Below are 26,818 nucleotides of genomic sequence, written 5' to 3' on the forward strand. Positions count from 1 at the left end.
ATGTCCCATGATCAACGAACGCGCACCCATCTCCTGCTCGTACTTTTGGGCCTACCTCTAAGGGCGGCTCGACAGATCATATTGTCAACAAGCCGCCGTCAGGCGGCTTTGTTGTTTCTCAAGCGTCCTGACGGCACCGATAAGACCAAAGGACCGAAAAAATGACCGAAGATAGCTCCCTTACACTGGAAAGACCGCCCGTCGTCATCATTCGTGGCGCACGCAAGACGGATTTGCCCGAGCTCAACGAGATGATCACCCTGCTTGCCTCCTACCACGGCGATGCGGCGGCGATTACGCCGGCGAAACTGGAACGCGACCTGTTCGGCCCGCTGCCCTGGGTGCATGGGCTGGTCGCCGAAGCCGATGGCGCGCTGATCGGTTACGCCCTGCTTCTGCCGCTCTACAGGGCGCAGGAAGGCCGGCGCGGGCTTGAACTGCATCATCTCTTCGTGCGCGACGGGCATCGCGGCCATGGCACCGGCCAGCATCTGGTTTCCCGCGCCCGCGATATCGCCAAGCGCCTCGGCTGCGACTATCTTTCCGTCAGCGCCACGACCGGCAATGTGGCGGCGCATCGTTTCTACGAAAACATGGATTTCGCGCCCCGGCCGGTTACCGGCATGCGCTACATGCAGTCCATCGCCTGATTAAAAACCACGGAGACGGCCATGACACGGATCGCCATTGCGCTGGCGCAGGATTTTGCGGACTGGGAACCGGCGCTGCTTGCTGCCGCAGCCCGCAGCTATCTCGGCGTCGAGATCGTCTACGCTACCCCTGATGGCGGGCCGGTGACGTCCATGGGCGGGCTGACCGTGACGCCTGACACGTCCTATGGTGCGCTTGATCCGGCCGGCATCGACGCGCTGATCATTCCCGGCGGCTTGAGCTGGGAAAAGGGAACCGCTGTCGATCTTGGCGGGCTGGTGCACCGGTTTCGCGACAGGGACCGGCTGGTTGCCGGCATCTGCGCGGCGGCAAGCGCGCTCGGCGGCACGGGCGTCCTGAACGATGTCGCCCATACCGGCAATTCGCTGGCGTCCCACAAGGCTTATGCCGTCTATAGCGGCGAGGCGCTTTACCGCGACCAGCCGAAAGCGGTCAGCGATCGCGGCATCATCACGGCCGCCGGCAGCGCGCCGGTCAGTTTCGCTGTGGAAATCCTGAAACACCTCGGCCTCTTTGGTCCGGAAGCCGAGGCGGAACTTCAGGTTTTTGCGGCGGAGCATCGCTGAGGCATAGCCGTCTCGGTTGTTTGCACTCACCGTCATTCCGGCCTTGAGCCGGAATCCAGCCGGCACGCGTTTGCGCGGCGAAAAGAGTCCTTTCAGCCCAAGGACTTGGGCTGGCTGGATCCCGGCTCAAGGCCGGGATGACGGCGGTGAAAACAGCGAGGACTATCGCCGATCCAGCACCCGGCATATGCGCGCCGCTGGCTCCTCGCCCTCCCCGGCAATCGCACGGCGAATATCGCGGCTGTTCAGATGCAGGCTGCGGCCGGCGGGTAAATTCGAGCGTTTTATCTTGCTGAGCGCCGCAGCGATAAAAGCGGCCTCGTGTTCATGAAAACAGGCGAGAGCCGCCTCCCGATCCGGGGCCGCCCCAAGGACAGCCTTGAAGGCAAGACGGTGCACGGCGCAGAAAGCGCCGTGACCGGGAACGGCAAAACGCAGCGCATCGAGTTCCTCACTCCATTCCGCTGCGTCCTGCATAGTCTCAAGCCGACTGGAAGCGCTTCAGGAAAAACGCGCTCAATGTTCCAAGCAAAGCCCAGAAAACGAAGCTCGTGATGGTGGCGGCGACGATGAACTGACGCTCCAGCGGCAGCGGCGCCAGCGCATGTTCGCCTTCCGGCGGCAGGGGTGCGCCGACCACATGCGGCGCGACGATCAGCACCAGCGCCAATACGATGGCCCAGGGTTCGCGGCGGAAGGCGATCAGCGCAATGCCGCCCGCGGTTGCGGCAACCGTCGAGAGCCACCAGATCTGCCGCGCCTCAAGTGCGGCGGCAGGGCTGCCCGGCAGTTCCGGCGGCAGGCCGATCATCGGGGCCAGCATGACGGCGGCAAAACCGGCAACGCCCCAGAGAAGGCCTTCACGCCAGCCGCCATTCGTGCCACGCAGCGAAATGAGGCCGGTCAGCACCAGCGCATAACCGATGGCGGTCAGTACATTGGCGGCAACCGTATAGGCGGTGCGCTCGAAGCCATCGGCCGGAGCCCAGGCCTCGTCATTGTGCTCATGGGCGGGAACGGCAGCACCGGGCGCCGGCGCATCATGGCTGTGGGGCGCTTCGCCCGCGCTTTCATAGGTTTCCGCCTGAAGAATGAGCGGCGTGGTGCCAAAAGCCTGCATGGCCGAGACGGCGAAACCACTGACGATGCCGACGAGAACGGCAGTAAAGACGATATTGCGAAAAGACGACATGCCGTTTCCCCTCAATGGCAGGGGAAGGCGTTGGCATGACGCGTGTCATGCGCGGCATTGTGAACGGCTTCCACATGGGAAAAGCCGACAAAACCGACAACGAACAGGCCAAGCACGATCGCCGTCAGCGATTGCGCAAAGCTGGTTGTTTTTGCGGAAACGGCGGCGTTGGCCGTATTCTGGTTGATGGACATGGTGACCCCTCTCCGGCGCGACCCCGCGCCTTTGGACGCGGCCGGACGGCAAAGGGCCGTCGAGCCGCTACAATACACTTCACCACGGGGATACGAGACTGACACAGGGAGGCGTCGATCCCGCCACCCTGAAATTCCGCTCTTCCGGACACCCCGCCGGCATGGATATTTCCGCGATGGCAGGTCTCCTGGCTTACGGGTCAAAACCTGAAACACCTTCCCGGCGTCACCCTCTCTGGAAACCTTCAGTTCCCGGCGAGATGGCTTGCCAGTGGCATTTCGTTTCAGGCTCTCCGCTCACAGTTGCGGGGGCAGCCACGAATGAGGATTTCTCCCTATCGTGTTCCCTTTTCACCTTCCGGAACGCCCGGAAGGAACCATCACAGGATTGTTATCCGATGGGCGGCGGCGGGAGTCAATGGTGGGCCTGATTTCGAACTGCACGCCGTCGCCTCCACCTCCGTCACCCCGGACTAGATCCGGGGTCCAGCGCGATCAAGTCCTTGATCTCGAGAGACTCTTCTCACGGCGCAGACGCGCCGTGGCTGGATGCCGGATCCAGTCCGGCATGACGGCTGAGGGTTACCGCGACGGTATGGCCTTCAGATAGGCGGCAATCGCATCGCGGTCTTCGGCCGTCAGATGCGCCATGTTCTGCTGCACCTTGACCATGGAGCCGCCGACGCTGTCGAATTCCGGGGTAAATCCGTTTTCCAGATAGCTGGCAATATCGGCCTCGGCCCAGCTGCCGATGCTTTGCGAGCCGGGGGTGATGTCGGGAATACGGCCCTCGCCTTCCGGGTTGGGCCCGCCGGCCAGCCACTTGTCTTTCACGAAACCGCCAAGCGCGTTGCGCGGCGTGTGGCATTCGCCGCAATGGCCCGGCCCTTCCACCAGATATTGGCCGCGCAGCAATTCGGCATTGGCATTGGCAAGCTCCACGCGGGGCCGCGCCGAGGGGTCGAAGTAAAGGAATTTCCAGCCGCCCAGCGCCATGCGCAGATTGAAGGGGAACGGCAACTCGTGATCCGGCGCATCGTTCTGGCTGGCCGGCAGGGCTTTCAGATAACCGAAGAGATCGTTGATGTCCTTCTGCGTCATGCGGGCATAGGAGGCATAGGGAAAGGACGGGTAGAGATGCTCGCCGTTCCTGCCCACACCGCGCGTCATCGCATCGCCGAATTCCGCCAGCGTCCAGCCGCCGATGCCATGCTGCGGATCGGAAGAAATATTGGGGACATGGAAGGTGCCGAACGGGCTTTTCAGCGCCTGCCCGCCCGAAAGCGTCAATAGCGCCTCGCCTTTCGCATCGGGCGCGGCATGACAGCTTGCGCAGCCGCCCGCCCAGAACAGCGTTTCGCCATTGGCCAGATCCGGTTCGCCCAGGCTGACCCAGTGGCTGGGCGCCTGCCGCTCAGGCGCCGTAACCCAGGCGAATATGCCGTAGCCCGCAATGGCCGCGACGACGGCTCCGCCCGCGAGTTTCGTCCAGATGGAGGACATGCCCCTCTCCCCATTCTCACCTGACCCGGTCAGATGTCTTTCGTGCCTGAGAAAACGCCGCCGGGAAGCGGCGTTTCCAAAGTGCTGCGATTATTTCTTCAGACGATAGGTCTGGTGGCAGGCGCCGCAATCGGCGCCGAGCGTCTTCATGGCGGTCGCGACGCCCGCCTGATCGGTGGGGAGATTGGCGAGAACCATGTCCGCATCCGTGCCGAGCTTGGCGGCCTTGGCCTTGAAGTCGTCGAAATTTTCCCAGATGGCGGGGGCCGCCGCACTGCCGGTCTCGGTGCCGGCGGGGAACTGGTCCGGGAAAGCCTTCGCATTGGTGCCGATGGTGGTTACGGCAGTCTTGACGGTATCGGCGTCAAAGGGCTTTTCGCCCTTGGAGATGGCGGCGAGCGAACCCATGGCCCCACCGATCTGCTTCATCATGCCTTCACGTTTTTCGACTTCGCCGGCAGCGTAGACCGCTCCGGCGCAAAGACAGCCGAACAGCATGGCCGCGGTGATGGTTTTCAGTTTCATGCAACTCTCCTTGATTCCGGCCGGGACACCGGACGCTTGATGGAACGGCGCGAGGATGCCCTTTCCGGATGGCGAAAAGAAGTCACATTGCGGTGAATTCCATCGTGAAAACAGAAGCCTAAGACAGGGCCTCCCACAGTGTGAGAAGCGCTGCGGCAATCAGCATGAAACCGGCGGCGCGGCCGATGAAGATCGTGGCGGCGGGCGAAGAAACCAGCCATGCCCGGCTTTTATCCGCCGTCAGCGCCAGCGCGCCATAGACCGTGAACTGCGTGACCGCCACCATCGCGCCCATCACCAGCCCCTGCATCCAGATCGGACCATAGGCCGGTTTGAGAAATTGCGGATAGATCGCCATCATGAACAGATAGGCCTTCGGATTGGAAAGGCAGGTCAGCACCGCCCGCCAGAAGGCCTTTCTGACCGAAGCGCTCGCCCGCGCCTCATCGCCGTTCACGACAATCGCGCTGCGCATCAGGCCGATGCCGATCCAGATCATATAGGCGGCGCCGAAAACCAGAAGCGGCAGGAACAGCGACGGCATCCAGGCGGCAAGCATGCCGACGCCCAGGGCGCCGTAAAGCGAATGCACGATGCCGCCGGCGCTCATGCCGCTTGCGGCGGAAAGACCCGTTCTCTTGCCGCCCGTCAGCGCGCTTGCCAGCACGAACAGCATATCCATGCCCGGCAGGATGATGATGCCGAACAGGACCAGAAAGAAAAGCCAGAGATTTTCGGCGTAACTCATGTCAGTATCTCCCAAAACGGTTCACGACACATTCGGGAAATCCCATGTTTCTCAATGTGTTTTTTCGTTTATAGGAAAAGCCAACTGACAGCGTTGTGTCAGTTGCGTGGGGAAATCCACCGGGAAAACGGCAATGCGCAAGGCGTCGAGACTGTTCGAGATCATCCAGATCCTGCGGGTGGCGCGCAGGCCTGTCACCGCGCAGACGATTGCCGAGGCGCTGGAAGTGACGGTGCGCTCCGTCTATCGCGACATAGCAGCGCTTCAGACCATGCGCGTGCCCATCGAAGGGGAACGCGGCGTGGGTTACATCCTGCGTCCCGGCTTCAACCTGCCGCCACTGATGTTTTCCATCGAAGAGACGGAGGCGATCGTGCTGGCTCTCGCCATGGTCGCGCGTACCGGCGATAGCGAGTTGCGGCAGGCGGCAAGGCAGGTCAGCGACAAGATCGCCGCATCCCTGCCCGAACCCCTGTCGAAAACCCTCTCCGCCAATGCCCTGCACGCCTGGGGCAGCATCGCCCCCTCCCCCGCCAGCGTCGATCTTGCGACGGTCAGGCGGGCGGTGCGCGACGAGGAGAAGCTGGAGATCACCTATCGCGATGAAGCCGGCGCGGAAACGCAGCGGTGGGTTCGGCCGATTGCGGTGATCTATTATTCGGAGACGGTGAATATCGTCGCCTGGTGCGAATTGCGGCAGGCGATCCGCAATTTCCGCTCGGACCGGGTGCTGGGCTGCGAAACGACCGGCAGCTTCTTCAAGCTGGAAGGCGAGAAGCTGCGGCAATTATGGATGAGCGGCTGGCAGAGCAACCAGCCGCCAATCCCCTACTCACAGCCGTAAAAGGCGATCCTCCTCCCGCCCGAAACCGCGAATGACGATTCTGTCAGCAAAGACATCGGCGATGGCGAAGGTGTTCTGGTCGGGCGTATCGACCATGCCCTTGAAATTCACGAAGTGGGTATTGCCCAATAGGCCGTAATTGCCCTCGTGATTATGGCCGTTGAACCACGCGACGACCGAGCGGTGGGAGCCGAGAAGTTCTAGAATGCGCGGCGCGTCCCACATATTGTGGGCGTTTTCGGGATAGACAGGATAGTGGCAGAGAACGATCACTTTTTCGCCTGCCGCATCCGCCTTTTGCAGAACGGCCCGCAGCCATTCGAACTGCTCGTCGCTGAGCGAGGCGTTCCAGTCCTGCGCATTGATTGCACCGGCATCCGCCAGGCGCTTCAGCCGGTCTGCTGCAAGCGCCCGACGCGGATCGCCGGGCGGCGGGGCGAAAAGGCTGACCTCGTTGCCGTCAAGCACGACGAAGCGGATGTCGCCGATGGAAAAATCATGCCAGGGGGCGGACATGCCGAGGCGGGCGTGGATAGCCGGCAAATGCTCGGCGGCGACGGCGAAATCGTGATTGCCCGGCAGCAGGACCGAGCGGTGGCGAAGCCCGTCGTAAACGGCAAGGATCGCATCGAAATTGTCGAAGCCGCGATCGATGATATCGCCGAGCGTCACCACGAAGGCCAGCTCCTCGCGGTTGAAGGCGTCGATCGCGTCTGCGAGCTTTTTCGGGCTCTCGGCATAATAACGACCCATCTCGGGGCGCGGATCGGCATCGGCATATTGGGGATCGGCGACAATGCCGAAGGAGAAGAGAGGCGTGGTTTTTTCAGTCATGATGCGCCGCGATAAACCCGGCGGATGACAGGCTTGTGACAATAAAACCCGACAGGCCGTATCGCCATATCACAAAAGCAGAACACCCGGCACAGAGGCCGGGTGTTCGAAAAATCCGTTCCGCAAGCCTTACTTGGCGGCGGCTTCGTAACGCTCCAGGACGTAGTCCCAGTTGATGAGGTTGTCGACGAAGGCCTCGAGGTACTTCGGACGCAGGTTGCGGTAGTCGATGTAGTAGGAGTGTTCCCAGACGTCGACGCCGAGGATGGGATCGGCGCCATGAACCAGCGGGTTTTCGCCGTTCGGGGTCTTGGAGATTTCAAGCTTGCCGTTCTTGACGGAGAGCCATGCCCAGCCGGAGCCGAACTGCGTGGTGCCGGCAGCGATGAAATCGGCCTTGAACTTGTCGTAACCGCCGAGATCGGAGGCGAATGCCTGCTCGAGCTTGCCCGGCAGCTTGTTGCCGCCGCCGCCCTTCTTCATCCACTTCCAGAAATGGACGTGGTTGTAATGCTGGGCCGCATTGTTGAAGAGACCGGCATTGGTGCCAAAGGACTTCTTCACGACTTCTTCGAGCGACAGGTCGGAAAGACCTGCTTCGGCCGCCAGCTTGTTGCCGTTGTCGACATATGCCTTGTGGTGCTTGTCGTGATGGAACTCGAGCGTCTCGCGCGACATGTAGGGTGCAAGCGCGTCGTAGTCGTAGGGGAGTTCGGGAAGTTCGAAGGCCATGGTTTTTACTCCTTTTTGCAGCGGGTTACCGCTCCTAGAAACCGTGTGAGCGGACCATAGGAGCGAACCTCTGTTTGGGCAACCTGCGAAATATCAAAATGTTCCGACAAAAGAGAAAATTCCTCTCCTTGCGGCCGCCACCACATTTGTTTCACAACCCTGGCGTACCGTTTTCCACCCTATCGGTTCGCTTTTACCGAGATTGCAGGAAGGAAATTCCATGACCCGTCCGATCCCCCGCTCCATCCTCCTCCTTGCGGCCTTCTCGTCGCTCACCTTGCCTGCCGCCGCATCGTCGGACGATGCCTGGAAGGAGTTCGTGGCGGATGTGCAGACGGCCTGCCTTGCCGGCGCCAAAGACATGATCGAGGACGCGAAGGCCGTGGTCGATCCGGTCGGCAGCGAGAATTACGGCCTCGCCATCCTCACCGGCAAGGCGAAACTCACCGGGAAGAGTGGGGGCGCGGATGCCACCGTCAGCCATATCTGCGTCTACGACAAGAAGACCAAGGCCGTGGAGCTGGGCAGCGAGCTTGCCGGCGATACGCTGAAGGTGGAAATCCCCGGCTCCACCAAGCCCTGATCGTTCAAAAGCGCGGTGTGGTGTCACCCTCGCCCAGCGCACGCTGCATCAGCACCGTATCCAGCCAGTGGCCATGTTTCCAGCCGATGGATTTGAAGGTGCCGACATGTTCGAAACCGGCGGCGCGGTGCACGCCGATCGAGGCGGCGTTGGCCGAATCGCCGATGACGGCGATCATCTGCCGGAAGCCGCGCGCCGTCGCCGCCTCTATCAACGCATCGAGCAGCTTGCGGCCGATGCCCATGCCCTTCATGGCCGGATCGATATAAACGGAATTCTCCACCGCCGCGCCATATGCCGGGCGCGGGCGATAGGCGCCGGCATAGGCATATCCGGCTATCTTTCCATCGCATTCGGCGACGAGGTAGGGGTAATTACCCTCCACCAGAAGGCGGCGGCGCTCGGCCATCGTCTCCACGCTTGGCGGATCGATCTCGAAGCTCGCGCGGCCGTGCAGCACGGCGTCCCGGTAGATTTCGGCAATGGCTGGAATATCCGCCTCTTCGCAAGGGCGGATGGTAAGGCTGGAAACGGTGGAAAGGGTCATTCTCTTGTCCTGCGGATCATTCACGCTGTCATTGTGCATTGCGGCGCATCCAAAATAAAGGTTATCTGTCTTATACAAACGATAAGGTTTTCTTTGATGATGGACCTCGACCTGCGGCAGCTGCGCAGCTTCATGGATGTGGCCGATCTCGGCAGTTTTTCCGCCGCCGCTGACAAGGCCGGGCTGACGCAGCCGGCCATCAGCCTGCATATAAGGCTGCTTGAAAAACAGCTCGGCGTGCGGCTGATCGAAAGGGTCGGCAGGCGCGCGCAGCCGACGGCGGCGGGGCGCGATTTTCTCATCCATTCAAGAAGGATTGCGGAAGAAGTGGCGCATGCCATCGATACCGTTGCGCCGCATCGCAGCGGGGTGACGGGACGCCTGCGCATCGGCACGGGCGCCACCGCCTGCATCTATCTGCTGCCGCCGGTGCTGGGAAAAATCCGGCAGGCCATGCCTGGCATCGAGATCGTCGTGCAGACCGGCAATACCCACGATATCCTCCGGCTTCTGGAGGCCAATACCATCGATGCGGCGGTGGTGGCCCTGCCCGCCAGCGGCCGTAGCCTCGATATCAGCGACATCCATCTCGACGAGCTGGTCGCGGTTTTCCCGCAAGGCTCCGTCTCTGACACAACGGCGCTCAACGCCGAGACGCTTTCGGCGCGGCCGCTGCTGCTTTACGAGGGCGGCAATACGCGCCGGCTGGTGGATCAATGGTTTTCGGCGAGCGGCCGCACCGTGCAGCCCGCCATGGAACTGGGCAGCGTCGAGGCGATCAAGAAGCTCGCAGGTGCAGGCCTTGGCCTTGCCATCGTGCCGCGCATGGCGATGGAGCATGAAGGCGCGGCATCCGGGCTCGAATGGCGCTCGCTCGCACCGCCGCTTGAACGGCGGATCGCGCTGGCGATGCGGCGCGACAAACACATGACCGCGCCGCTGCGGGCGCTTGCCGCTGCGCTGCCGGATGTGGGGAAAAGGTGAAGCTCGCGCCGGTTGCGAGGGCGGGCTTCGACTTGTTGACGACAAGGAACCGTACTCTCTCCTCCGTCATGCCGGACTGGATCCGGCATCCAGCCACGGCGCGTCTGCGCCGTGAAGAGAGTCTTTCGCGATCAAGGACTTGATCGCGCTGGACCCCGGATCCAGTCCGGGGTGACGGAGCCCATAACCAAGCCTCCACCCACACGTTCAGTCCACGAGGTTCGTTCTCAAAACTCCGTCCACTCATCCCCCTTCGCGGCCAGCGCCGCATTGCCGCGTACGGCGACGGGGCGAGCCTTCGGCGCCGGTGCGACCGGTGCGACCGGTGCGGCGGGCGCGGGGACCGGACTTGCGGCGCGCTGCATATGCCGTGCCGTCTCCCGCAATGCCGAGGTCTGCTGGCCGAGCTGGAATTGCGCAAGCAGGGCGTGGAGGTTGGTGCATTCCTGTGCAAGCCCCGCACCGGCCGCATTCATTTCCTCGACCATGGCGGCATTCTGCTGCGTGGCCTGATCCATATGGTTGACGGCGGTGTTAACCTCGGAAAGACCGGCCGACTGCTCCTGCGCCGCCGTGGCGATGGCATCCATATGGGTGTTGACCGAAAGCACCAGCTGCTCGATCTCGGAAAGGCCGACGCCGGTATCGGCCACCAGTTTCACGCCCTCACCCACCGCAACGGCTGACGCGGTGATGAGCTGCTTGATTTCCTTGGCGGCGTTGGCGGAGCGCTGCGCCAGTTCGCGCACTTCCTGCGCGACGACGGCGAAGCCCTTGCCCGCATCGCCCGCCCTTGCCGCCTCGACGCCGGCATTCAGCGCCAGAAGGTTTGTCTGGAAGGCGATTTCGTCGATGACGCCGATGATCTGGCCGATCTGGCGCGAGGAATGTTCGATGCGCTCCATGGCGGCGACGGCATCGCGCACCACCTTGCCGGAAAGATCGGCCTTTGTCCTTGCCTCGCGCACCGTGTCGCGCGCATCGCTCGCCCGTTTGGAGGTGGCGGAAACATTGGCGGTGATCTCTTCCAGCGCCGCGGCGGTTTCTTCGAGAGAAGCGGCCTGCTGTTCGGTACGGCGGGAAAGATCGTCGGATGCCGACGACACCTCGTGAGCGCCGCCGTTCACGGTCTGCACGGACTGGCCGACGCTGGTGAGCGCTTCGCGCAGCTGGTGCACGGAACTATTGAAATCGTGCCGCAGCGTCTCGAATTGCGGCGAAAACGGCGTGGCGATCTCGCAGACCATATCACCGGAGGCCAGCCGGCGAAGACCGCCAGCCAGCGACCCCGTGGCCTGATTGAGACGCTCTTCCGCCTCCGCCTCGGCGCGCTGCTGCAGCTCGATACGGTCGCGCTCGGCCTGCTCGCGGCTGCCGACGGCTTCGTCCTCAAGCTGCCGGTTGCGGATGGCCGCTTCGCGGAAAATTTCCACGGCGCGGGCCATCTCGCCGATCTCGTCGCCGCGTTTTGCGCCGGGCACATCGATGGTCAGGTTGCCGGTGGACAATTCCATCATCGCCTTGGTCAGGCGGCTGATGGGACGGGTGACGCGGCCGACGATGACGGCAAGGCAGAGAATGCAGACGCCAAGTGTGAGGATGAATGCGGCGAGATAGATCATCGCGCCGATAAAGGCGTCCTGTCTGGCCTTTTCGGCATTGGCGTTGAGAACATCCATCGCTTCGGAGGCGATTTTCGCGACCGTATCGAGGCTTTCGGTGACCGTATTGCGCCATGTATCGATGGTGAAGGCAGGCGTGCGGCCATTGTTCAGATCGTCGATCAGCTTTGCGCGCTGCGTGACGAAATCACCCTTGAAATAGGTCCTGTCGGCAACGGCATAGATGTCTTTCAGCGCCTTCGGCGTCGATTCATGCGCGACGAGGTCGCCGGTGGCTTTCCAGGCAAAGGCCGCGCCGGCATCGAAATTGCCAAGCTGCTGGGTTTCCTGCGGGGTCAGCGGCCGCTGCTGGGCCACGACCGCATTGATGACAACGGTGGCGCTGCCGCCCAGCGCACGCGCCGACCAGCCATAGGACCGCAACTGGATGAGGCCGGTCAGGCTCTGGTCCAGCGAGCGAACCTCACCTTCCACCGCCGTCGATCCCGCTTCGAGCGCCGTCAGGAAATCCTGACCGAGCGTCAGCACGGTCTTGTCCAGCCCGTTTTCACGACGGTCGAGCGGCAGGGTGACGTTGGCGTCAACCTTTTTACGCAGCTCCAGGAATTGCGTGTAGATATCCTTCACGCGGGCAAGCGGAGCCTTGAGGCCAGCCTGATCGAGCGCGGCGGACTGTTCGAGAAAGGCGCCCATGGCGGCATCCACCTTCTGGCGCGACGCCTGCACGCTGGCGATGGTGTTGGCCGTCTTCGCCGGATCGACCGTCAGCGCCGAGGCGCTGTTGCCGCGTTCACTGCGAAAATTCAGCAAGGCGTTGAAAAGCAGCCTGTCCAGCGAAACGAGCTGCGCCACCTCCGAAAAACTGCGGGCACGCTGCACGGACTGCAACATGCCGTTGCCCACGAAGCCTGCCAGCGCGATGCCGACGAGCAGAAAAAATCCCACAAGTATATTGCGTATGCTGAAAGACATTTGGCGGCCCCCACTAGCCCGGATCGGTAATGCCGCAAGCTAGCCTGTGGTCCTCTAAAATTGGATTAAATTCCCCCTGAATTTTTATGGGGAAATAATGCAGTTAAAAACAAAAGGCCGCGGCAGGGATGAGCCTGCCGCGGCCTTTTGAAACTATGGGTTTTACCCGACCTTAAACGTCCGCGCCGAGACGCGCCCAGTCCATATAGAGATCGAGCGCCTTGCGGGCGACGGGGCCTGCCTGCAATTCGCGATCATCGAGCTTCACGACGGGCGAAACCTTGGAATAATTGCCGGAGCAGAAGATTTCATCGGCCTCGCGGAAATCCTCGACCGAAAGCGTTGCTTCCCGCACGTCGAAACCGGCCTGGCGCAGAAGGCCGATCACGCGCGAACGGGTGATGCCGGCAAGAAAAGTGCGGTTCGGAACCGGGGTAAGGACGACCCCGTCCTTGACCATGAAGATGTTGGCCGAAGCGGATTCGGCGACATTGCCGTTCATGTCGCGCATCAGGGCATTGTCGAAGCCGCGCGAGCGCGCTTCCAGAATGGCGCGGCCGCTGTTGGGGTAAAGGCTGCCGGCCTTGGCGTCGGTCATGGCGGTTTCCGGCGAAGGGCGGCGCAGCGGCGAGACGGTGAGCGTCAGCGGCTTGCCGGCATCCATCGGCGCTTCGAAAAGGCAAAGCGCAAACCGGGTGGAGCTGGCATCGGGCGCCACGACGCTGCCGGGCATGCCGTGTTCGGCCCAATACATGGGCTTGATGTAGATCGCCATCTTGCCGTCGAATTTCTTGACGCCTTCGAGTGCCAGGGACTCGATCTCCTCGGCCGTCATGGTTGGCTTCATGCCCATATTGACGGCGGAGCGATTGACTCGCTGGCAGTGCAGATCGAGATCGGGCGCCACGCCATCGAACCAGCGCGCACCGTCGAACACCGTGGAGGCCAGCCACATGGCATGCGAGGTCGGGCCGATGAGCGGCGGATTGCCGGGCAGCCATTGACCGTCAACATAGGTCCAGGTGGTTGATCGGGGTGCGGTATCGACGCTCATGATGGTCTCCTGTCTCAAGCGTTTTCATTCGGTAAAAACGCTCCGTCTTTTTTGTTCTGATGCATTGCCGGATGAAGAGTGCTGCGCGCTCTCAACGGGGCATGTGCTGGAAATCGGCCGGAGTGAATGCCTCTCCCCTGACGAGGTCAAGTTTTAATTGCAGCGATTTCTGAATTTGATGGAAAATAACAAAGCGACGGCCCCGCAAGCACGTTTTATGAGGTGAAACAAAAGGTTGATGAATAGATTCATCACAATAATTCATGCGTCGGATGATGGCGGCGTGATTTGCCCCATGCGATGCTGGCGATCTGACGGCAGTCTGCAGGAGGAAAATCATGGCATGGTCCGCCCACCAATATCTGAAATTCGAAGACGAGCGGACGCGTCCCGCACGGGATCTTCTGGCGCAGGTGCCGCTGGAGCGGGTGCTGAACGGCTATGACCTCGGCTGCGGCCCCGGCAATTCCACCGAGCTTCTGACCGACCGTTACGGCGTCAATGTCATTACTGGCATCGACAGCGATGACGACATGCTGGAAAAGGCGGCGGACCGGCTGCCGACCACGCGCTTCGGCAAGGCCGATCTTTCCCAGTGGAAGCCGGCGCAGAAGGCAGACCTGCTTTATGCCAATGCCGTATTCCAATGGGTGCCGGATCATCTCAACGTTCTTTCGCAACTGATGGACCAGCTGGAAAGCGGCGGCGTTCTGGCCGTGCAGATGCCCGACAATCTGCAGGAGCCGACGCATCGCGCCATGGAGGAAACCGGAGCGAACGGTTCCTGGAAGGACACGTTTGCAGATGGCAGGCTGCGCCGCAAACCCCTGCCCGCGCCTTCGGATTATTTCGATGCGCTGGTGCCGAAATCCGCGCGGGTGGATGTGTGGCACACCATCTATAATCATCCGATGAAGGATGCGGAAAGCATCGTCGAATGGGTCAAGGGCACGGGGCTGCGTCCCTATCTCACCGCCGCCGGCGAGGAAAACCGCGAAGCCTTCCTCGCCGACTATACGCGGCGCATCAGGGTGGCCTATCCGCCGATGGCGGACGGCCGCCTGCTTCTGCGCTTTCCCCGCCTTTTTGTGGTGGCGGTGAAGAAGTAGCTTCAGCCCGCGAAAGCATAGACCCTGAGGCGGTGGTTGTCGGGGTCGGCGGCGGTAAAGGTGTAGCCGAATTCCATGCCCGCCGGCTGCTGCAGCATGTCGATGCCCTTCGCCTTCCAATCCGCAAAAATCTCGTCCACCCGCGCATCGTTTTCAACGCGGAAGGCAAGCTCGCCGCCGCCGCCCGTAACGGATGCCTTCGGCTCCACGGTATGTCGCGACCAGAGGCCGAGCTTCATGCCGTTCTGAAGCACGAAGAGCGAGAATGTCGGCGAGGCTTCGACCGGCTCCGCGCCCAGCAGCGCCTTGTAAAATTCGGTGCTGGCCGGCGGGTTGTCGACGTAAAGGATGGTGAAATCGGGGTGGGTCATGGCTGTTCTCCTGTGTTGCGGATGAACGGTTTCTAGACCCCGCTGTTGTCAGTTTTTGTCAGCATGATGCCGCCGCCGCTGTTTTTCCCTTTCGCGCCATTCTTTCAGCAGCGCCTGGCGGCGGCGCGGATAACGGCTGTCGAGGGGACGGAAATCTTCGATGCGGTCGGCCCGGAAACTGCGGTAGTCCTGCCGTGTCTCGCACCAGCCCAGCACCACCCGCACCAGATCGAAAAAGGCGAGCGCGAAGGGCCAGATCACCCGTTCCGTCACCTCTCCCTTTTCATCGCGATAGGTGATGACGACCCGGCTTTCCTTACGGATCGTATCACGAATGGCCGCCAGATCGACATGGATGGCGGCAAGACCCTGCCCCGGACCGACCAGCAGGGTGGAATGATCGAGTTCCTCGCGCAGGGCATCGGGAAGCACGGCGCCGATCTTGACGAGCGCGGCGCGGGCGGCCTCCGCCAATCCCGCATCGGCGCGGCCCGCCACCCAGCGCGAGCCGAGCACCAGCGCCTCGATTTCCTGCTGCGAAAACATCAGCGGCGGCAACAGGAAACCGGGGCGCAGCACATAACCCACGCCCGCTTCCCCTTCGATATCCGCGCCCTGCGCCTGAAGCGTCGCTATATCGCGGTAAAGCGTGCGCAGGCTGACGCCGGTTTGCGCGGCAAGGGCCGCGCCGCTAACCGGCATGCGGTGGGAGCGCAGGATCTGCAACAGATCGAGAAGCCGTTGTGAGCGTGACACGCGATATTTCCTTCCACCGCATAGTCGGATCGTACGGTTGACGATCCCGGCGATAGACGCGTAGCGCCGCCAGCCGTCGGGTGCAACCATGCAAAAAAGGGTGGACAAGGCCGCCTCGCCAGCATGTAGATAGGGTGATGCTCTTTCACGCCCCTCCCATCCGCCACAGGCATTTCGAGTTTCCGCCATGATCGTTCGTCCAAAACCGAACCTGCTGCAGCTTTTCCTCATCGTGCGCGGCTCCATCATCGTCCGCATCTTTCCGCAGGTGCTTGCGGTTTTCCTGCTGTCGACGCTGGTTGTCTGGGCGCACAAGGACAGGCCGGATCTGGTGCAGGCGCTGAACGGCGCGCCCTTTTCGCTGCTCGGCATCGCGCTTTCGGTGTTTCTCGGTTTTCGCGCCAATGCCTGTTACGACCGCTGGTGGGAAGCCCGCAAGCAATGGGGTGCGCTGATTACCGTCGCCCGCGCGCTTTCACGCCAGAGCCTCATGCTCGATAGCCGGCAGGATGTCGCCGATCCCGTCACCCGCCGGCGGATCACCGATCTCGCCATCGCCTTCTGCCACGCGCTGGTCTCGCATCTGCGCCCCGGGGATGCGACCGCCACTGCGGCCAGCCTCGTTCCGGATGATCTCAGGGATATTTACGACCGCAGCCGCAACCGGCCGGACATGCTGCTGCGCGAAATATCCGACGCCGTCGTGTCCGCCCATGGCAAGGGGCAGATCAGCGATATCCAGCTACAGATGCTGGACGCCACCGTGCAGCAGATGGGGGCGGCGCAGGCTTCGTGCGAGCGCATCCGCCAGACGCCGGTTCCCTTCGGTTATTCGCTGCTGCTTCACCGCACCGCGCATCTGTTCTGCCTGCTACTGCCGTTCGGTTTCACCGATCTGCTCGGCTGGGCCACGCCGTTTACCAGCACGCTCATCGCCTATACGTTCTTCGGTCTCGATGCGCTGTCCGACGAGCTGGAGGACCCCTTCGGCACCGGCCTCAATGCGCTGCCGATCAATTCGCTCGCCACCACAATCGAGATCAATCTGCGCGAGGCGAGGGGCGAGACCGATCTGCCGGTCGACCCGCGCCCGGTGGATTACGTGCTGATGTGATATCGTCCTGCCGGGTTGAAACCGATCGCGCGGACACCAGTTAATGAAAGACGGCTTCCCCGCCCGGCATCCCGCGCCGGCCATGTTTTCAGCGAACAGGAGAGACATCCCATGTATGACGTCAGCGCGAATGGCGCGAATATTCCCGCCCTCGGTTTCGGCACCTTCCGCATTCCGGAAGACGATATCAGGCGCATTCTGCCGGAGGCGCTGAAATTCGGTTTCCGCCATGTCGATACCGCGCAGATCTACAAGAACGAAGGGGCCGTCGGCGAGGTCATCGCTCAGTCAGGCATTTCCCGCCACGATATATTTCTCACCACCAAGGTCTGGGTGGACCGCTTCCGCCACGACGATTTTCTCGCTTCCGTCGATGAAAGCCTTGCGAAACTGAAGACCGACTATGTCGATCTGCTGCTGCTGCACTGGCCGAAGAGCGACGTGCCGCTTGCCGAGCGCATGGGCGCGCTGAACGCGGTGCGCAAGGCCGGCAAGGCGCGCAATATCGGTATTTCCAACTTCAATGTGGCGCTGACTGACGAGGCGGTGAAACTGTCCGATACGCCGCTTGCCACCAACCAGATCGAATATCACCCCTATCTAGACCAGACGAAGGTGATTTCGGCGGCGCGCAAGCATGGGATGTCGGTGACGGCCTATTATCTGATGGCCGATGGCAAGGTGCCGAACGATCCCGTGCTGAAGGATATCGGCGCAAAACACGGCAAGACCGCCGCGCAGGTGACCCTGCGCTGGGCGGTGCAGCAGCCGGATATCGTAGCGCTTTCCAAGACGGCGACCGAAAGCCGCCTCAAGGAGAATTTCGATATTTTCGATTTCGCGCTGTCGGAAGAGGAAATGCGGGCGATCCACGCGCTTGCAAAGCCGAATGGCCGCATCGTCAATCCCGGCCACCTCGCGCCCGACTGGGACGACTGAGGCGGCCTTCCCTCCGCTCTGGTCTTATCGCTCGGTCAGGGCCAGCTTCGCACCCAGTGCCACGAAAGCGGCCGCGAAGCTGCGCCGCAGCCAGGCGAGGACCGCCGGGCGCGACACCACCTGACGCCGGACCGAGGCGGCAAAGCAGCCATAAAGCGCAAAGACCAGAAACGTCATGGCCATGAAGATCAGCCCGAGATCGACCATGCGCCATGTCGGCAAAGCCTCATCCGGCCCGATGAACTGCGGCAGGAAGGCAAAAAAGAAGATCGACAGTTTCGGGTTCAGCAGATTGATGAGGATCGCCTCGCCGATGACGCGGGCGGCCTTCCGGGGCTCCCTCGTATCGTCGATCTTCAGCGCACCGTCCTCCCGCAGCGTGTTCCACGCCATGTAGAGGAGATAGGCGACCCCCAGATATTTGACGATGCCGAAGGCGAGTGCGCTGGTGTGCAGGATGGCGGCAAGCCCGGTGATGGCGGCGAGCAGATGCGGCACGATGCCAAGCGTGCAGCCGAAGGCCGCGATGACGCTCGCCCTCGCCCCCTGCGAAAGACCGGCGGCCAGCGTGTAGACTACGCCGGTTCCGGGAGAAGCGGCGACGATGAAGGATGTGATGAGGAATTCGGGTGTCATGATGCGGGTGTGTCCTCTTGGGGTGGAGGACAGGAGCATGATGGTGCGTGGGGTGGGTGTCTTGGATGAAATTGCAGCACAGACGCTCGTCGGCGCGCACCGAAGTGGCAGGTTACGGTATCGGCCAGCCCACTCCGTCCTCATTCCTGTGCTTGTCACAGGAATCCAGTCGACGCGCGTCTGCGCGGCGGGAGGAGTCTTTTCAGCCCAAGGACTTGGGCTGGCTGGATTCCTGTGACAAGCACAGGAATAAGGGCGGAGAAAGCAGCTACGAAAGCGCCGCCCGGTAAACCGCCGGCGTAACCCCGAATTGCCGCACGAAGAACCGGTTCAGATGGCTCTGGTCGGCAAAACCGGCGGCAAAGGCCGCCTCGGCGGGCCGCGTGCCTCTGGCCAGTGCATGGCGTGCCACATGGACACGCCGTTGGAGAAGATAGCTGTGCGGCGTGAGCCCGGTCGCTCTGGCGAAAGCGCGCAGGAAGCGGAACTGGCTCATGCCGGCTTCCGCGGCGAGATCGGCAAGGCGGAATGGCCGGGATGGCTCGTCGTCGATGCGGCTTTTCGCCCGCTTTATATTCTCGGGTGCGGCGATTTCGCCCGGCTTCGCCGCCGTCTCCATCGCCCCCGCCAGAAGCGTCAGCAGGGTCTCGTCGCCACGAAGGGTTTCGCCCGGCCGTTCCCTTGCCGTCATGGCTGCAAAGACAGCGTTGAATGGCTTTGCCAGGGGCCTGATATCGACGGGATAGGCGAATTCGAACGCGCCGCCATCCGTCTCGCCGATATCGGCAACGGCGTCGCGGACGATATCGATGTCGAGATAGAGCATCCGCCAGGCGCGGCCGCCCTCCCCGAGCGGAATACCGTCATGCACCTCGCCCGGATTGACGGTGATGAGATGACCGGCGCCCGCTTCCACCATGCCACGGCCGGAGAGCGATTTCTGCGCGCCGCGTTCGATGAGGCCGATGCCGAACTGATCGTGCATGTGGCGCGGAAAGGAATGGTCGCTATCCGCCGCCACGGCGACGACGCCGGGCAGAATGGTTTTCGGCATCAGGAACCGGCCTTGGGCCATGAAAGCGCGCGCTCCGCAGATAAGAGCGCGACGCTATCACAGGATGCCCAGTCGCGACAGATGCGGCCGTTTAGGGATGCATATGGTTGATCATGGCGAAGACCTGATCGAAATTGCCGTTCTGCGCGGCGAAACGCAGCGGCTTGCAGCGTTCCACCACCACTTCCTTCGCATCCGGGCGATTTTCAAGAATATCCATCACCTCGGAAATGAAGGCGTCGAGCGGCATGGCCCTTTCGTCGCTCGCCTGCCCCTCGCCCATCAACGTCGTCTGCACATAGGGCGGCACGATTTCGATGACCTCCACCGGCATTTCCTTCAGCTGCTCGCGCAGCGCGACCGAATAGGCATGGATGGCCGATTTGGTGGCGCTGTAGGTGGGGGTCAGCACCATGGGCACGAAGGCGAGGCCGGAGGAAACCGTCAGAACCGTGGCGGCAGGCTGTTTCAGGAAATGCGGCAAAAGCGCCGCCGTCAGGCGAATGGGCGCGAGAAGATTGGTGGCGATGGTTTCTTCCGCCGTGTCGAGATAATCCGGTGCTGCGGCGATGTCTTCCGGCCGCATGATGCCGGCATTGTTGATGACGGCGTTGAGGGTCGGATGGGCCTTCACCAGAGCTTCGGCAAACGCGCGGATGCCTGCGGCGTCCGTCGCGTCCATCACCATCGAGGCCATGCCGGGATTGGCGGCCGTCACCTCGTCGAGCACGGCCTTGCGACGGCCGGAAATGATCACCCGGTTGCCGGCCTTGTGAAACGCCTCCGCCAGCGCCCGGCCGATGCCGGAACCGCCGCCGGTGATGAGAATGGTGTTATCAGCGATTTTCATTGGAACATCCTTTGCTTGTTGGCTGAAAGGAAGTTAGCTATGATACTCTCCAATCGAAAGTAGGCACCCAAAAGATTTATACTTACCCAAAGGAGAGTGTAAGATGAAACGGCACGCGGCCGACCCGGCTCTCGAGAGCCGGCGCAAGGTTCCGCCTCCCACGGATACCGATCCGGCAATAGAGGCGCTGGTTCAGGACATCATTGCCAAGGTGGCCGACAAATGGACGATGCTCATTCTGGAAGTGCTGGAAGAGCATGGCACGCTGCGCTTCACCCAGATCGGCAGGCTGGTCGGCAATATCAGCCAGAAGATGCTGACGAAAACGCTGCGGCAGATGGAAAGCGACGGGCTGGTGCGCCGCACCGTGCATCCCGTCATTCCGCCGCATGTGGATTACGGCCTGACGAACCTCGGCCGCACGCTGGGCAGCGCCTTTTGCGGCGTGTGGATATGGGCGGAAACGCACCATGCCGAAATAGAAGAGGCGCGGCGTCTGTTCAATGAACAGCCGCCGCGCACCGCTATGGAGTAGTTTCGCCTCAGGCGAACTGGCTGAGGCCCGGAACCGAAGCGATCACCTGATCGACAACCTCATCACCCGCATGCTGGCGGGCAACGGAGATGGTTTCCTTGGCGAGCGTGGAAATCTCGCTCATGCCAAGGCCCTGGCTCATCAGCTGCTGGCCCAGCCCCATGATGCCGCCGCCGCCGATCGCGCTCATCAGGCCGCCAAGCAGACCGCCGCCGCCGGCACCTTCGCCATTATACTGCGCCACCAGTTCGCTGGCGCCGGGAATGGCTTCGATCATGCGGGCGATCGGGCCGTCTTCCGCCTCACGCTGAAGAAAACCGAGAATCATGCCAATGGCCTTTTCGGCCAGATCCGGGCTGATTCCCGCCTTCTCGGCGATCTGGCTCACGACTTCGTTCATTCTTGCCTCCTGTTGAAAAACGACGCCAACATCGAATAACTGACGTTAACGTCAACGTAAAACAATATCATGCCGCATTCAAGCGGCGACGGTCAGGTGCGGCAACTTTCATCAAGCGGTTTTTCTTCATCGCCATCAAGCAGTTGTTGCGCCTTGAAACTGTCCTTATAAGATCATCACAACCAAACTATGAAAAGGCCGCTATCGTCAGAAGTGGCCACAACATGGTAGTGACGCTTTAAATTCGGACATGGCTTTTGCAAAATCCACCGCGATTTTAAGGGTCATGCACCAGCCGCAGGAGAAAATGGTCGATGTTGCAGGACGGACAGCTCTATATCGGCACCAGCCGCAATCCGGACGACAGCCTGAACAAGGGCGAATATCTGGAACTGAAATTCGGCAACCGCCACGGCCTCATCACCGGCGCGACGGGAACGGGCAAGACCGTGACGTTGCAGGTTCTGGCCGAAGGTTTTTCCAAGGCCGGCGTGCCGGTTTTCTGCGCCGATATCAAGGGCGATCTTTCCGGCATCGCCGCGCAGGGCGAAGCCAAGGACTGGGTGCAGAAACGCGCCGAACAGATCGGCTTCACCGATTTTGCCTATGGCAAATCGCCTGTCATCTTCTGGGATCTCTACGGTGAAAAAGGCCATCGCGTCCGCGCCACCATCGCCGAGATGGGGCCGCTGCTGCTTGCCCGGCTGATGGATGCCTCGGAAGCGCAGGAAGGCGTGCTCAACATCGCCTTCAAGATCGCCGATCAGGGCGGGCTGCCGCTGCTCGATCTGAAAGACCTGCAATCGCTCCTGAACTATATGGGCGAAAACGCAACCGAGCTCTCCAACCAGTTCGGCCTGATTTCCAAGGCTTCGGTCGGTTCGCTGCAGCGCGGGCTGCTGGTTCTGGAACAGCAGGGCGCGGCGAATTTCTTCGGCGAACCGGCGCTGAAGATCGCCGACATCATGCGTGTGGGCACGGATGGGGTTGGCACGATTTCGGTTCTCGCCGCCGACCGGCTGATGATGAACCCGCGCCTTTACGCCACCTTCCTGCTCTGGATGCTTTCGGAACTGTTCGAGGAGCTGCCGGAAGTGGGCGATCCGGAAAAGCCGCGTCTGGTGTTCTTCTTCGACGAGGCGCATCTGCTCTTCAACGATGCGCCGCGGGTGCTGGTGGAACGCGTGGAACAGGTGGTGCGGCTCATCCGCTCCAAGGGCGTGGGCGTTTATTTCGTGACGCAGAACCCGCTCGACGTGCCGGAAACCGTTCTCGCCCAGCTCGGCAACCGCGTGCAGCACGCGCTTCGCGCCTATACGCCGCGCGAGCAGAAGGCGGTGCGCACCGCGGCCGACACCTTCCGCCAGAACCCGGCCTTCAACACCGCCGACACCATCACCACGCTCGGCACCGGTGAGGCGCTGATTTCCACCCTGCACGACAAGGGCGCTCCCTCCATCGTCGAGCGCACGCTGGTACGTCCGCCATCCGGCCGTGTCGGGCCACTCACCGATGCGGAACGCAAGTCCCTGATCGATGTGAGCCCCGTCGCCGGGCAATATGACCAGGATATGGACCGGGAATCGGCCTTCGAAATCCTCACCGCCCGCGCCCAGAAGGCTGCCGATGCAGAAGCCGCCAGACGTGCGGAAGAAGAAAACGCCGCCAGCCAGTCCGAGAGCGCTTCCGGCCGCTGGCGCCTGCCCGGCTTCGGCGATGAAGAACCCGCACCGGCGTCCACCGGCTCGCGTAATGGCGGCGCACGCAAGACCGGATACCAGCGCGAAACGGTAATCGAGGCGGCGATGAAAAGCGCTGCCCGCTCGGTCGCCACCTCGGTCGGCCGCGCCATCGTGCGCGGGATCCTGGGAAGTTTGAAGCGATAAAACAGATACGCCGCCCACCCTCGATGGGGCGGGCGGCGCGTGATTGGCGGGACGTCACTTCTGGCGATAGAAGATCATGCCGCCGTGATAAAGCACATCGTCGACGAATTCGCCGTCGGCGGTGAAGCCGGTATCGTCCCAATAGTCGATATGGTTTCCCCTCACCTCATACCGTCCCTGATAGGCGCTTTTGCGGTTGCCCCGCGCCTCGTCATACCGGCCATTCGGCAGAAGTTCCTGACGAATGTGGCCATCGCCGGTGACCCACATGCCGATATAGGGGTGGTTCCGGGTTTGAGCCGTTTCGGTCATATTCACGTCCCTGGCATTGCTCGCTTTGCGGGAACCCGTATCGGCGGAAGCCGCTGCGAGCAGAAGCGCAACGGATGTCGAAACAATATTCATTGCCAATCCTCCTTAAACCGCGGTCGGACGGACGACGATTTCATTGACGTCCACATCGTCGGGCTGCTCGATGGCGTAACGCACCGCGCGGCCGATGGCGTCGGGCTTCAGGGCGATGGCGCGGTAGGTCTGCATCAGTTCCGCGGCGGCGGGATCGGTGATGGTGTGGGCAAGTTCGCTTTCCACCACGCCGGGATGAATGCAGGTGACCCGCAGGTCGCGGTTTTCCTGCCGCAGCCCGTCCGAAATGGCGCGTACCGCAAATTTCGTCGCGCAATAAACGGCAGCAGTGGGCGAAACGGCGAGCGCACCGATGGAGGCGATGTTGATGATATGGCCGGAAGAACGGGCCGTCATCTCGGGCAGAACGGCGGCGACGCCATAAAGCACGCCCTTGATATTGACGTCGATCATGCGGTCCCATTCATCGACCTTCAGGGACGACATCAATGACAGCGGCATGATGCCGGCATTGTTGACGATGACGTCGACCTGCCCGAACGCCTTGCGCCCTGCCTCCGCAAAGGCCTCGACGCTCTGTCTGTCGGTCACGTTCAGCGGCTGGATGACGACCTCGGCGCCCTTCCCGCGCAATTCTTCGGCAAGCGCCTGCAAGCGGTCCATGCGGCGCGCACCCAGCACCAGCTTCGCCCCGGCGGCGGCCAGTTCCCTTGCGATACCCTCACCGATCCCGCTCGATGCACCTGTGATGAGAACGACTTTGTTTAATGTCATGGCTTTCTCCTTGGTGTTACGGCCGGCTTTTCTAGATGCGGCCATTGCGGAGAAGATAAAGCTTGGGCATTGTCGTGATAACCGCCTCAATCATAACCTCAATGGGTAGAATTTCTAACCAATGAACATCGATCTCAACGCGCTTTCGACATTCTGCATGGTTGCCGAGGAACGCAATTTCCGGGCCGTTGCGGACAGGCTCGGCGTAACCCGCTCCGCCGTCAGCCAGACCATCCGCAAGCTTGAAGAAACGATGGGAATAGCGCTGGTGCAACGCACGACGCGCAGCGTCAGCCTGACGGAAGCGGGACAGCAGCTTTATGCGGATGTGTCGCCATCCATCGGCAATCTCGTTGAGGCTGCCAATGCCGCGTCGTCCCTGAGCGGCGCCGTGCGCGGGCAGTTGCGGCTTGCGGTGTCCTCGATAGCCGAGCGCTTTTTATCCGGGCCACTGCTTGCGCGCTTTGCGGAAATACATCCCCAAGTGCAGCTCGATATCGTCGTGACGGACGAGGAATTCGATATCGTCGCCGAGCACTACGATGCCGGCGTGCGTCTTGGAGAGCTGATCGCGCAGGACATGATTGCGGTGCCGGTGTCCGCTCCGCAGCGGCAGCTCGCCGTCTGCTCGCCGCATTATCGGGACCGCTTCGGCCTGCCGGCGCAGCCCCGCGAATTGATGGGGCACAGGTGTATCGGCTGGCGACCTCGGCCGGGTGTGGCGCCATACAGGTGGGAATTTGCGGAAAACGGCCGCGAATTCGCGGTGGCGGTGGAGCCGGCCTTCACCACCAACGACATGCAGCTGATGATCAAGCTGGCCTGCGCCGGTGCGGGCATCACATTCGGCATGGAAGAAACGTTCCGCCCCTATCTGGAAAGCGGGCAGCTCGTTTCGATGCTGGAAGACCACTCCCCGACCTTCGCGGGATTTTATCTCTATTATCCCAACCGTCGCAATCTTGCGCCGAAGCTGCGCACCTTCATCGATCACGTCCGCCTGTCGAGAGAGCGGTAGTCTGCCGGAGCCAGCCCCGGCAGACAGTTAGAAAACGGGATTATTTCTTCTGCGAAACCAGCGAGAAATAAGCGCCCTGCGGATCGACGCAATTGACGATCCAGCTTCCGCCGGGAACCTCCATCGGGCCGTTGACGACCTTGCCGCCACCGGTGCTGACGCGGGTGATGGCGTCATCGATACCGTCCACATTGAAGTAATAACCCCAGTGACAGACGGGGACCTGCGGCATGCGTTTCATCATGCCGCCGACGGCCTTGCCGCTGTAGGCGAAGATGCGGTACGGGCCCATCTCACCCATGTCGAAATCATGGTCCTTGGTCCAGCCGAAAACATCGCCGTAAAAGGCCATGGCCTCGTCGACATTATCGGTGAAGAGCTCGTGCCAGCCGACATGGCCCTGCTTTTCCTGCATATCCTCCGGAAAGCCGCCTGTTTCCATCGGCTGCGGCGTCATGATGCAGAGCACCGCACCGAAGGGATCGGCGACCACGGCGAAGCGGCCGATTTCGGGAATATCCTGCGGTGGACGTCTGACCGCACCGCCCTTTTCAGCGAATTGTTTCGCCGTGGCGTCCACATCGTCGACATCGACATAGGCGGTCCAGTTCGGGGGAATGCCCTGGCCCTTGTGCTCGTCGGTCAGCTCCATGACGCCGCCCATGCCCTTGCCATCGGCCTCCAGCACCAGATAGGGCATTTCCGGCGAGCCGAAATCCTTGGTCTGCCAGCCGACGACATGACCATAAAAGCGGGCTGCCGCTTCCATGTCGGGCGTCATCAGCTCGACCCAGATGAATTTTCCATGTGTATCGGACATTGTCGTCTCCTATGGAGGGTTTGGCGGGTGTGTTTCGACAAGCGCCCGCCCAGAATGCGGCGGCGCCGGTGGTTTTCGGGTGAAATTTTCGCAGGACCTCAGGCCTTACGGCGAAATTCCGATGTCATGAAGGTTTTGAATGTGCCGTCCGGCTGCCTGACGCTGCCGGAAAAGCTGCGGTGATTGTCGTCATGCAGCACCAGCACGTCGTGATAGGTAGCGGTGCCGCCGGAACCGTCGAAGGCCGGGCCTTCCGCTTCCAGCGTCAGGGTCTTGCCGTCCTCTTCCAGCCAGCCCTTGTAGACCCAGAGATTGGTCATCATCGACCCCACCCAGGTGCCGACGAAATTGCCCTTGGCCGGATCGAAACCGACCGTGATCACGGCTGTCATATCCGTGCCGTCAGGCATCTTGCCGGTGCCGTTGCCGATGATCCACAAACCGCCGACGGAGCGGACGGTCTCGGTGAATTGCTGCGACGGGTCGTCGGCATTGTAGTCCTCATGGCCGGAACTGGAGGTCATGACCCAGTCTCCGACGATCCTCTTCAGGAACTCATGTTCCTTCTGCGGCTTGGCGATTTCCATTTCCATTGTTGTTTCCTCCTCATCCGTCAGT

Annotated in this window: 32 protein-coding genes and 1 riboswitch; of the genes, 11 read left to right on the plus strand and 21 right to left on the minus strand. The window is 61.8% G+C overall.

Going from position 1 to position 26,818, the window contains the following annotated elements; all coding sequences use genetic code 11:
* The first annotated feature begins 161 nt into the window (after positions 1-161).
* Positions 162-650: a GNAT family N-acetyltransferase gene (locus ACIK7D_RS03505; protein WP_003509304.1), complete on the plus strand. Its 489-nt coding sequence runs from the start codon at positions 162-164 to the stop codon at positions 648-650.
* 21 nt (positions 651-671) lie between these two features.
* A complete protein-coding gene (locus ACIK7D_RS03510; protein ID WP_400155634.1) occupies positions 672-1,238 on the plus strand; it encodes a type 1 glutamine amidotransferase family protein in 567 nt (188 codons plus the stop codon).
* A 162-nt stretch (positions 1,239-1,400) separates the two neighbouring features.
* Here ACIK7D_RS03510 and ACIK7D_RS03515 read toward each other — a convergent pair whose 3' ends face one another.
* From ACIK7D_RS03515 to ACIK7D_RS03540, 6 genes are all read right to left on the minus strand, one after another.
* The gene (locus tag ACIK7D_RS03515; RefSeq protein ID WP_127756191.1) at positions 1,401-1,715 is read right to left on the minus strand and encodes a hypothetical protein; all 315 of its coding nucleotides are present in this window, start codon (positions 1,713-1,715) and stop codon (positions 1,401-1,403) included.
* 4 nt (positions 1,716-1,719) lie between these two features.
* The gene (locus ACIK7D_RS03520; protein ID WP_174022224.1) at positions 1,720-2,430 is read right to left on the minus strand and encodes a CbtA family protein; all 711 of its coding nucleotides are present in this window, start codon (positions 2,428-2,430) and stop codon (positions 1,720-1,722) included.
* A gap of 11 nt (positions 2,431-2,441) precedes the next feature.
* A complete protein-coding gene (locus ACIK7D_RS03525; RefSeq protein ID WP_003522264.1) occupies positions 2,442-2,624 on the minus strand; it encodes a CbtB domain-containing protein in 183 nt (60 codons plus the stop codon).
* Positions 2,625-2,784: 160 nt separating this feature from the next.
* A riboswitch (cobalamin riboswitch) is annotated at positions 2,785-3,021 on the minus strand.
* 185 nt (positions 3,022-3,206) lie between these two features.
* Complete coding sequence (locus ACIK7D_RS03530) at positions 3,207-4,127, minus strand: cytochrome c (RefSeq protein WP_262534948.1); 921 nt, start codon at positions 4,125-4,127, stop codon at positions 3,207-3,209.
* 90 nt (positions 4,128-4,217) lie between these two features.
* Positions 4,218-4,652, minus strand: a complete 435-nt coding sequence (locus ACIK7D_RS03535) for a c-type cytochrome (RefSeq protein ID WP_400155635.1) — start codon at positions 4,650-4,652, stop codon at positions 4,218-4,220.
* A gap of 118 nt (positions 4,653-4,770) precedes the next feature.
* Positions 4,771-5,400: a LysE family translocator gene (locus ACIK7D_RS03540; RefSeq protein WP_400155636.1), complete on the minus strand. Its 630-nt coding sequence runs from the start codon at positions 5,398-5,400 to the stop codon at positions 4,771-4,773.
* 133 nt (positions 5,401-5,533) lie between these two features.
* Here ACIK7D_RS03540 and ACIK7D_RS03545 point away from each other — a divergent pair, with 133 nt between their 5' ends.
* Positions 5,534-6,244 (plus strand): helix-turn-helix transcriptional regulator, encoded by a 711-nt coding sequence (locus ACIK7D_RS03545; protein WP_400155637.1) that lies wholly within the window; start codon positions 5,534-5,536, stop codon positions 6,242-6,244.
* Here the strand turns inward: ACIK7D_RS03545 and ACIK7D_RS03550 are convergent.
* Together ACIK7D_RS03550 and ACIK7D_RS03555 are read right to left on the minus strand one after the other, a co-directional pair.
* Positions 6,233-7,078, minus strand: a complete 846-nt coding sequence (locus ACIK7D_RS03550; RefSeq protein ID WP_400155638.1) for a metallophosphoesterase — start codon at positions 7,076-7,078, stop codon at positions 6,233-6,235. The two genes, ACIK7D_RS03545 and ACIK7D_RS03550, sit on opposite strands and share 12 nt — an antisense overlap.
* Positions 7,079-7,207: 129 nt before the next feature.
* Positions 7,208-7,810, minus strand: coding sequence for a superoxide dismutase (locus ACIK7D_RS03555; protein ID WP_003522258.1), 603 nt, complete (start codon positions 7,808-7,810; stop codon positions 7,208-7,210).
* 220 nt (positions 7,811-8,030) lie between these two features.
* On the opposite strand from ACIK7D_RS03555, the gene ACIK7D_RS03560 reads away from it, so the two are divergent.
* Positions 8,031-8,393, plus strand: coding sequence for a hypothetical protein (locus tag ACIK7D_RS03560; RefSeq protein ID WP_162936705.1), 363 nt, complete (start codon positions 8,031-8,033; stop codon positions 8,391-8,393).
* A gap of 4 nt (positions 8,394-8,397) precedes the next feature.
* Here ACIK7D_RS03560 and ACIK7D_RS03565 read toward each other — a convergent pair whose 3' ends face one another.
* A complete protein-coding gene (locus tag ACIK7D_RS03565; protein ID WP_400155639.1) occupies positions 8,398-8,940 on the minus strand; it encodes a GNAT family N-acetyltransferase in 543 nt (180 codons plus the stop codon).
* Between the two features lie 96 nt (positions 8,941-9,036).
* On the opposite strand from ACIK7D_RS03565, the gene ACIK7D_RS03570 reads away from it, so the two are divergent.
* Positions 9,037-9,924, plus strand: a complete 888-nt coding sequence (locus tag ACIK7D_RS03570; RefSeq protein WP_400155640.1) for a LysR family transcriptional regulator — start codon at positions 9,037-9,039, stop codon at positions 9,922-9,924.
* Between the two features lie 227 nt (positions 9,925-10,151).
* Here the strand turns inward: ACIK7D_RS03570 and ACIK7D_RS03575 are convergent, their stop codons facing one another.
* Together ACIK7D_RS03575 and ACIK7D_RS03580 are read right to left on the minus strand one after the other, a co-directional pair.
* A complete protein-coding gene (locus ACIK7D_RS03575) occupies positions 10,152-12,518 on the minus strand; it encodes a methyl-accepting chemotaxis protein (protein WP_400155641.1) in 2,367 nt (788 codons plus the stop codon).
* A gap of 172 nt (positions 12,519-12,690) precedes the next feature.
* Complete coding sequence (locus tag ACIK7D_RS03580; protein ID WP_065654247.1) at positions 12,691-13,572, minus strand: branched-chain amino acid aminotransferase; 882 nt, start codon at positions 13,570-13,572, stop codon at positions 12,691-12,693.
* Positions 13,573-13,910: 338 nt separating this feature from the next.
* Here ACIK7D_RS03580 and tam point away from each other — a divergent pair, with 338 nt between their 5' ends.
* The gene (gene tam, locus ACIK7D_RS03585) at positions 13,911-14,681 is read left to right on the plus strand and encodes a trans-aconitate 2-methyltransferase (protein WP_400155642.1); all 771 of its coding nucleotides are present in this window, start codon (positions 13,911-13,913) and stop codon (positions 14,679-14,681) included.
* 2 nt (positions 14,682-14,683) lie between these two features.
* On the opposite strand, the gene ACIK7D_RS03590 is transcribed toward tam, so the two are convergent.
* Positions 14,684-15,052, minus strand: a complete 369-nt coding sequence (locus ACIK7D_RS03590; RefSeq protein WP_020813099.1) for a VOC family protein — start codon at positions 15,050-15,052, stop codon at positions 14,684-14,686.
* Positions 15,053-15,100: 48 nt separating this feature from the next.
* The gene (locus ACIK7D_RS03595; protein ID WP_059753971.1) at positions 15,101-15,808 is read right to left on the minus strand and encodes a YafY family protein; all 708 of its coding nucleotides are present in this window, start codon (positions 15,806-15,808) and stop codon (positions 15,101-15,103) included.
* A 187-nt stretch (positions 15,809-15,995) separates the two neighbouring features.
* Between ACIK7D_RS03595 and ACIK7D_RS03600 the strand changes: the two genes are divergently transcribed.
* Together ACIK7D_RS03600 and ACIK7D_RS03605 are read left to right on the plus strand one after the other, a co-directional pair.
* Entirely contained in the window at positions 15,996-16,922 is a 927-nt protein-coding gene (locus ACIK7D_RS03600; protein WP_400155643.1) for a bestrophin family protein, read from the plus strand.
* Positions 16,923-17,033: 111 nt separating this feature from the next.
* On the plus strand, positions 17,034-17,861 hold the full coding sequence (locus ACIK7D_RS03605; RefSeq protein ID WP_400155644.1) for an aldo/keto reductase: 828 nt from the start codon (positions 17,034-17,036) through the stop codon (positions 17,859-17,861).
* 24 nt (positions 17,862-17,885) lie between these two features.
* Here ACIK7D_RS03605 and ACIK7D_RS03610 read toward each other — a convergent pair whose 3' ends face one another.
* The 3 genes from ACIK7D_RS03610 to ACIK7D_RS03620 form a co-directional block, all read right to left on the minus strand.
* On the minus strand, positions 17,886-18,497 hold the full coding sequence (locus ACIK7D_RS03610) for a LysE family translocator (RefSeq protein WP_400155645.1): 612 nt from the start codon (positions 18,495-18,497) through the stop codon (positions 17,886-17,888).
* 268 nt (positions 18,498-18,765) lie between these two features.
* Complete coding sequence (locus ACIK7D_RS03615) at positions 18,766-19,572, minus strand: AraC family transcriptional regulator (protein ID WP_400155646.1); 807 nt, start codon at positions 19,570-19,572, stop codon at positions 18,766-18,768.
* 70 nt (positions 19,573-19,642) lie between these two features.
* Positions 19,643-20,401 carry an SDR family oxidoreductase gene (locus ACIK7D_RS03620; protein ID WP_400155647.1) on the minus strand — a complete coding sequence of 253 codons (759 nt, stop codon included), beginning with the start codon at positions 20,399-20,401 and terminating at the stop codon, positions 19,643-19,645.
* 103 nt (positions 20,402-20,504) lie between these two features.
* Here ACIK7D_RS03620 and ACIK7D_RS03625 point away from each other — a divergent pair, with 103 nt between their 5' ends.
* On the plus strand, positions 20,505-20,936 hold the full coding sequence (locus ACIK7D_RS03625; protein ID WP_400155648.1) for a winged helix-turn-helix transcriptional regulator: 432 nt from the start codon (positions 20,505-20,507) through the stop codon (positions 20,934-20,936).
* 7 nt (positions 20,937-20,943) lie between these two features.
* Here the strand turns inward: ACIK7D_RS03625 and ACIK7D_RS03630 are convergent, their stop codons facing one another.
* Positions 20,944-21,336, minus strand: coding sequence for a DUF937 domain-containing protein (locus ACIK7D_RS03630; RefSeq protein WP_080817440.1), 393 nt, complete (start codon positions 21,334-21,336; stop codon positions 20,944-20,946).
* A gap of 314 nt (positions 21,337-21,650) precedes the next feature.
* Between ACIK7D_RS03630 and ACIK7D_RS03635 the strand changes: the two genes are divergently transcribed.
* Positions 21,651-23,222 (plus strand): helicase HerA-like C-terminal domain-containing protein, encoded by a 1,572-nt coding sequence (locus ACIK7D_RS03635; RefSeq protein WP_400155649.1) that lies wholly within the window; start codon positions 21,651-21,653, stop codon positions 23,220-23,222.
* A 54-nt stretch (positions 23,223-23,276) separates the two neighbouring features.
* Here ACIK7D_RS03635 and ACIK7D_RS03640 read toward each other — a convergent pair whose 3' ends face one another.
* The gene (locus ACIK7D_RS03640) at positions 23,277-23,627 is read right to left on the minus strand and encodes an Atu4866 domain-containing protein (protein WP_400155650.1); all 351 of its coding nucleotides are present in this window, start codon (positions 23,625-23,627) and stop codon (positions 23,277-23,279) included.
* A 12-nt stretch (positions 23,628-23,639) separates the two neighbouring features.
* On the minus strand, positions 23,640-24,362 hold the full coding sequence (locus ACIK7D_RS03645) for an SDR family oxidoreductase (RefSeq protein WP_400155651.1): 723 nt from the start codon (positions 24,360-24,362) through the stop codon (positions 23,640-23,642).
* A 121-nt stretch (positions 24,363-24,483) separates the two neighbouring features.
* Between ACIK7D_RS03645 and ACIK7D_RS03650 the strand changes: the two genes are divergently transcribed.
* Positions 24,484-25,380, plus strand: a complete 897-nt coding sequence (locus ACIK7D_RS03650; protein ID WP_400155652.1) for a LysR family transcriptional regulator — start codon at positions 24,484-24,486, stop codon at positions 25,378-25,380.
* A 40-nt stretch (positions 25,381-25,420) separates the two neighbouring features.
* Here ACIK7D_RS03650 and ACIK7D_RS03655 read toward each other — a convergent pair whose 3' ends face one another.
* Together ACIK7D_RS03655 and ACIK7D_RS03660 are read right to left on the minus strand one after the other, a co-directional pair.
* Positions 25,421-26,200, minus strand: a complete 780-nt coding sequence (locus ACIK7D_RS03655) for a VOC family protein (RefSeq protein ID WP_400155653.1) — start codon at positions 26,198-26,200, stop codon at positions 25,421-25,423.
* A 98-nt stretch (positions 26,201-26,298) separates the two neighbouring features.
* Entirely contained in the window at positions 26,299-26,793 is a 495-nt protein-coding gene (locus ACIK7D_RS03660) for a DUF1579 domain-containing protein (protein WP_080817446.1), read from the minus strand.
* Positions 26,794-26,818: the final 25 nt, after the last annotated feature.

It is taken from the genome of Agrobacterium sp. P15N1-A, from assembly GCF_044626815.1.
GTDB lineage: Bacteria > Pseudomonadota > Alphaproteobacteria > Rhizobiales > Rhizobiaceae > Agrobacterium > Agrobacterium leguminum.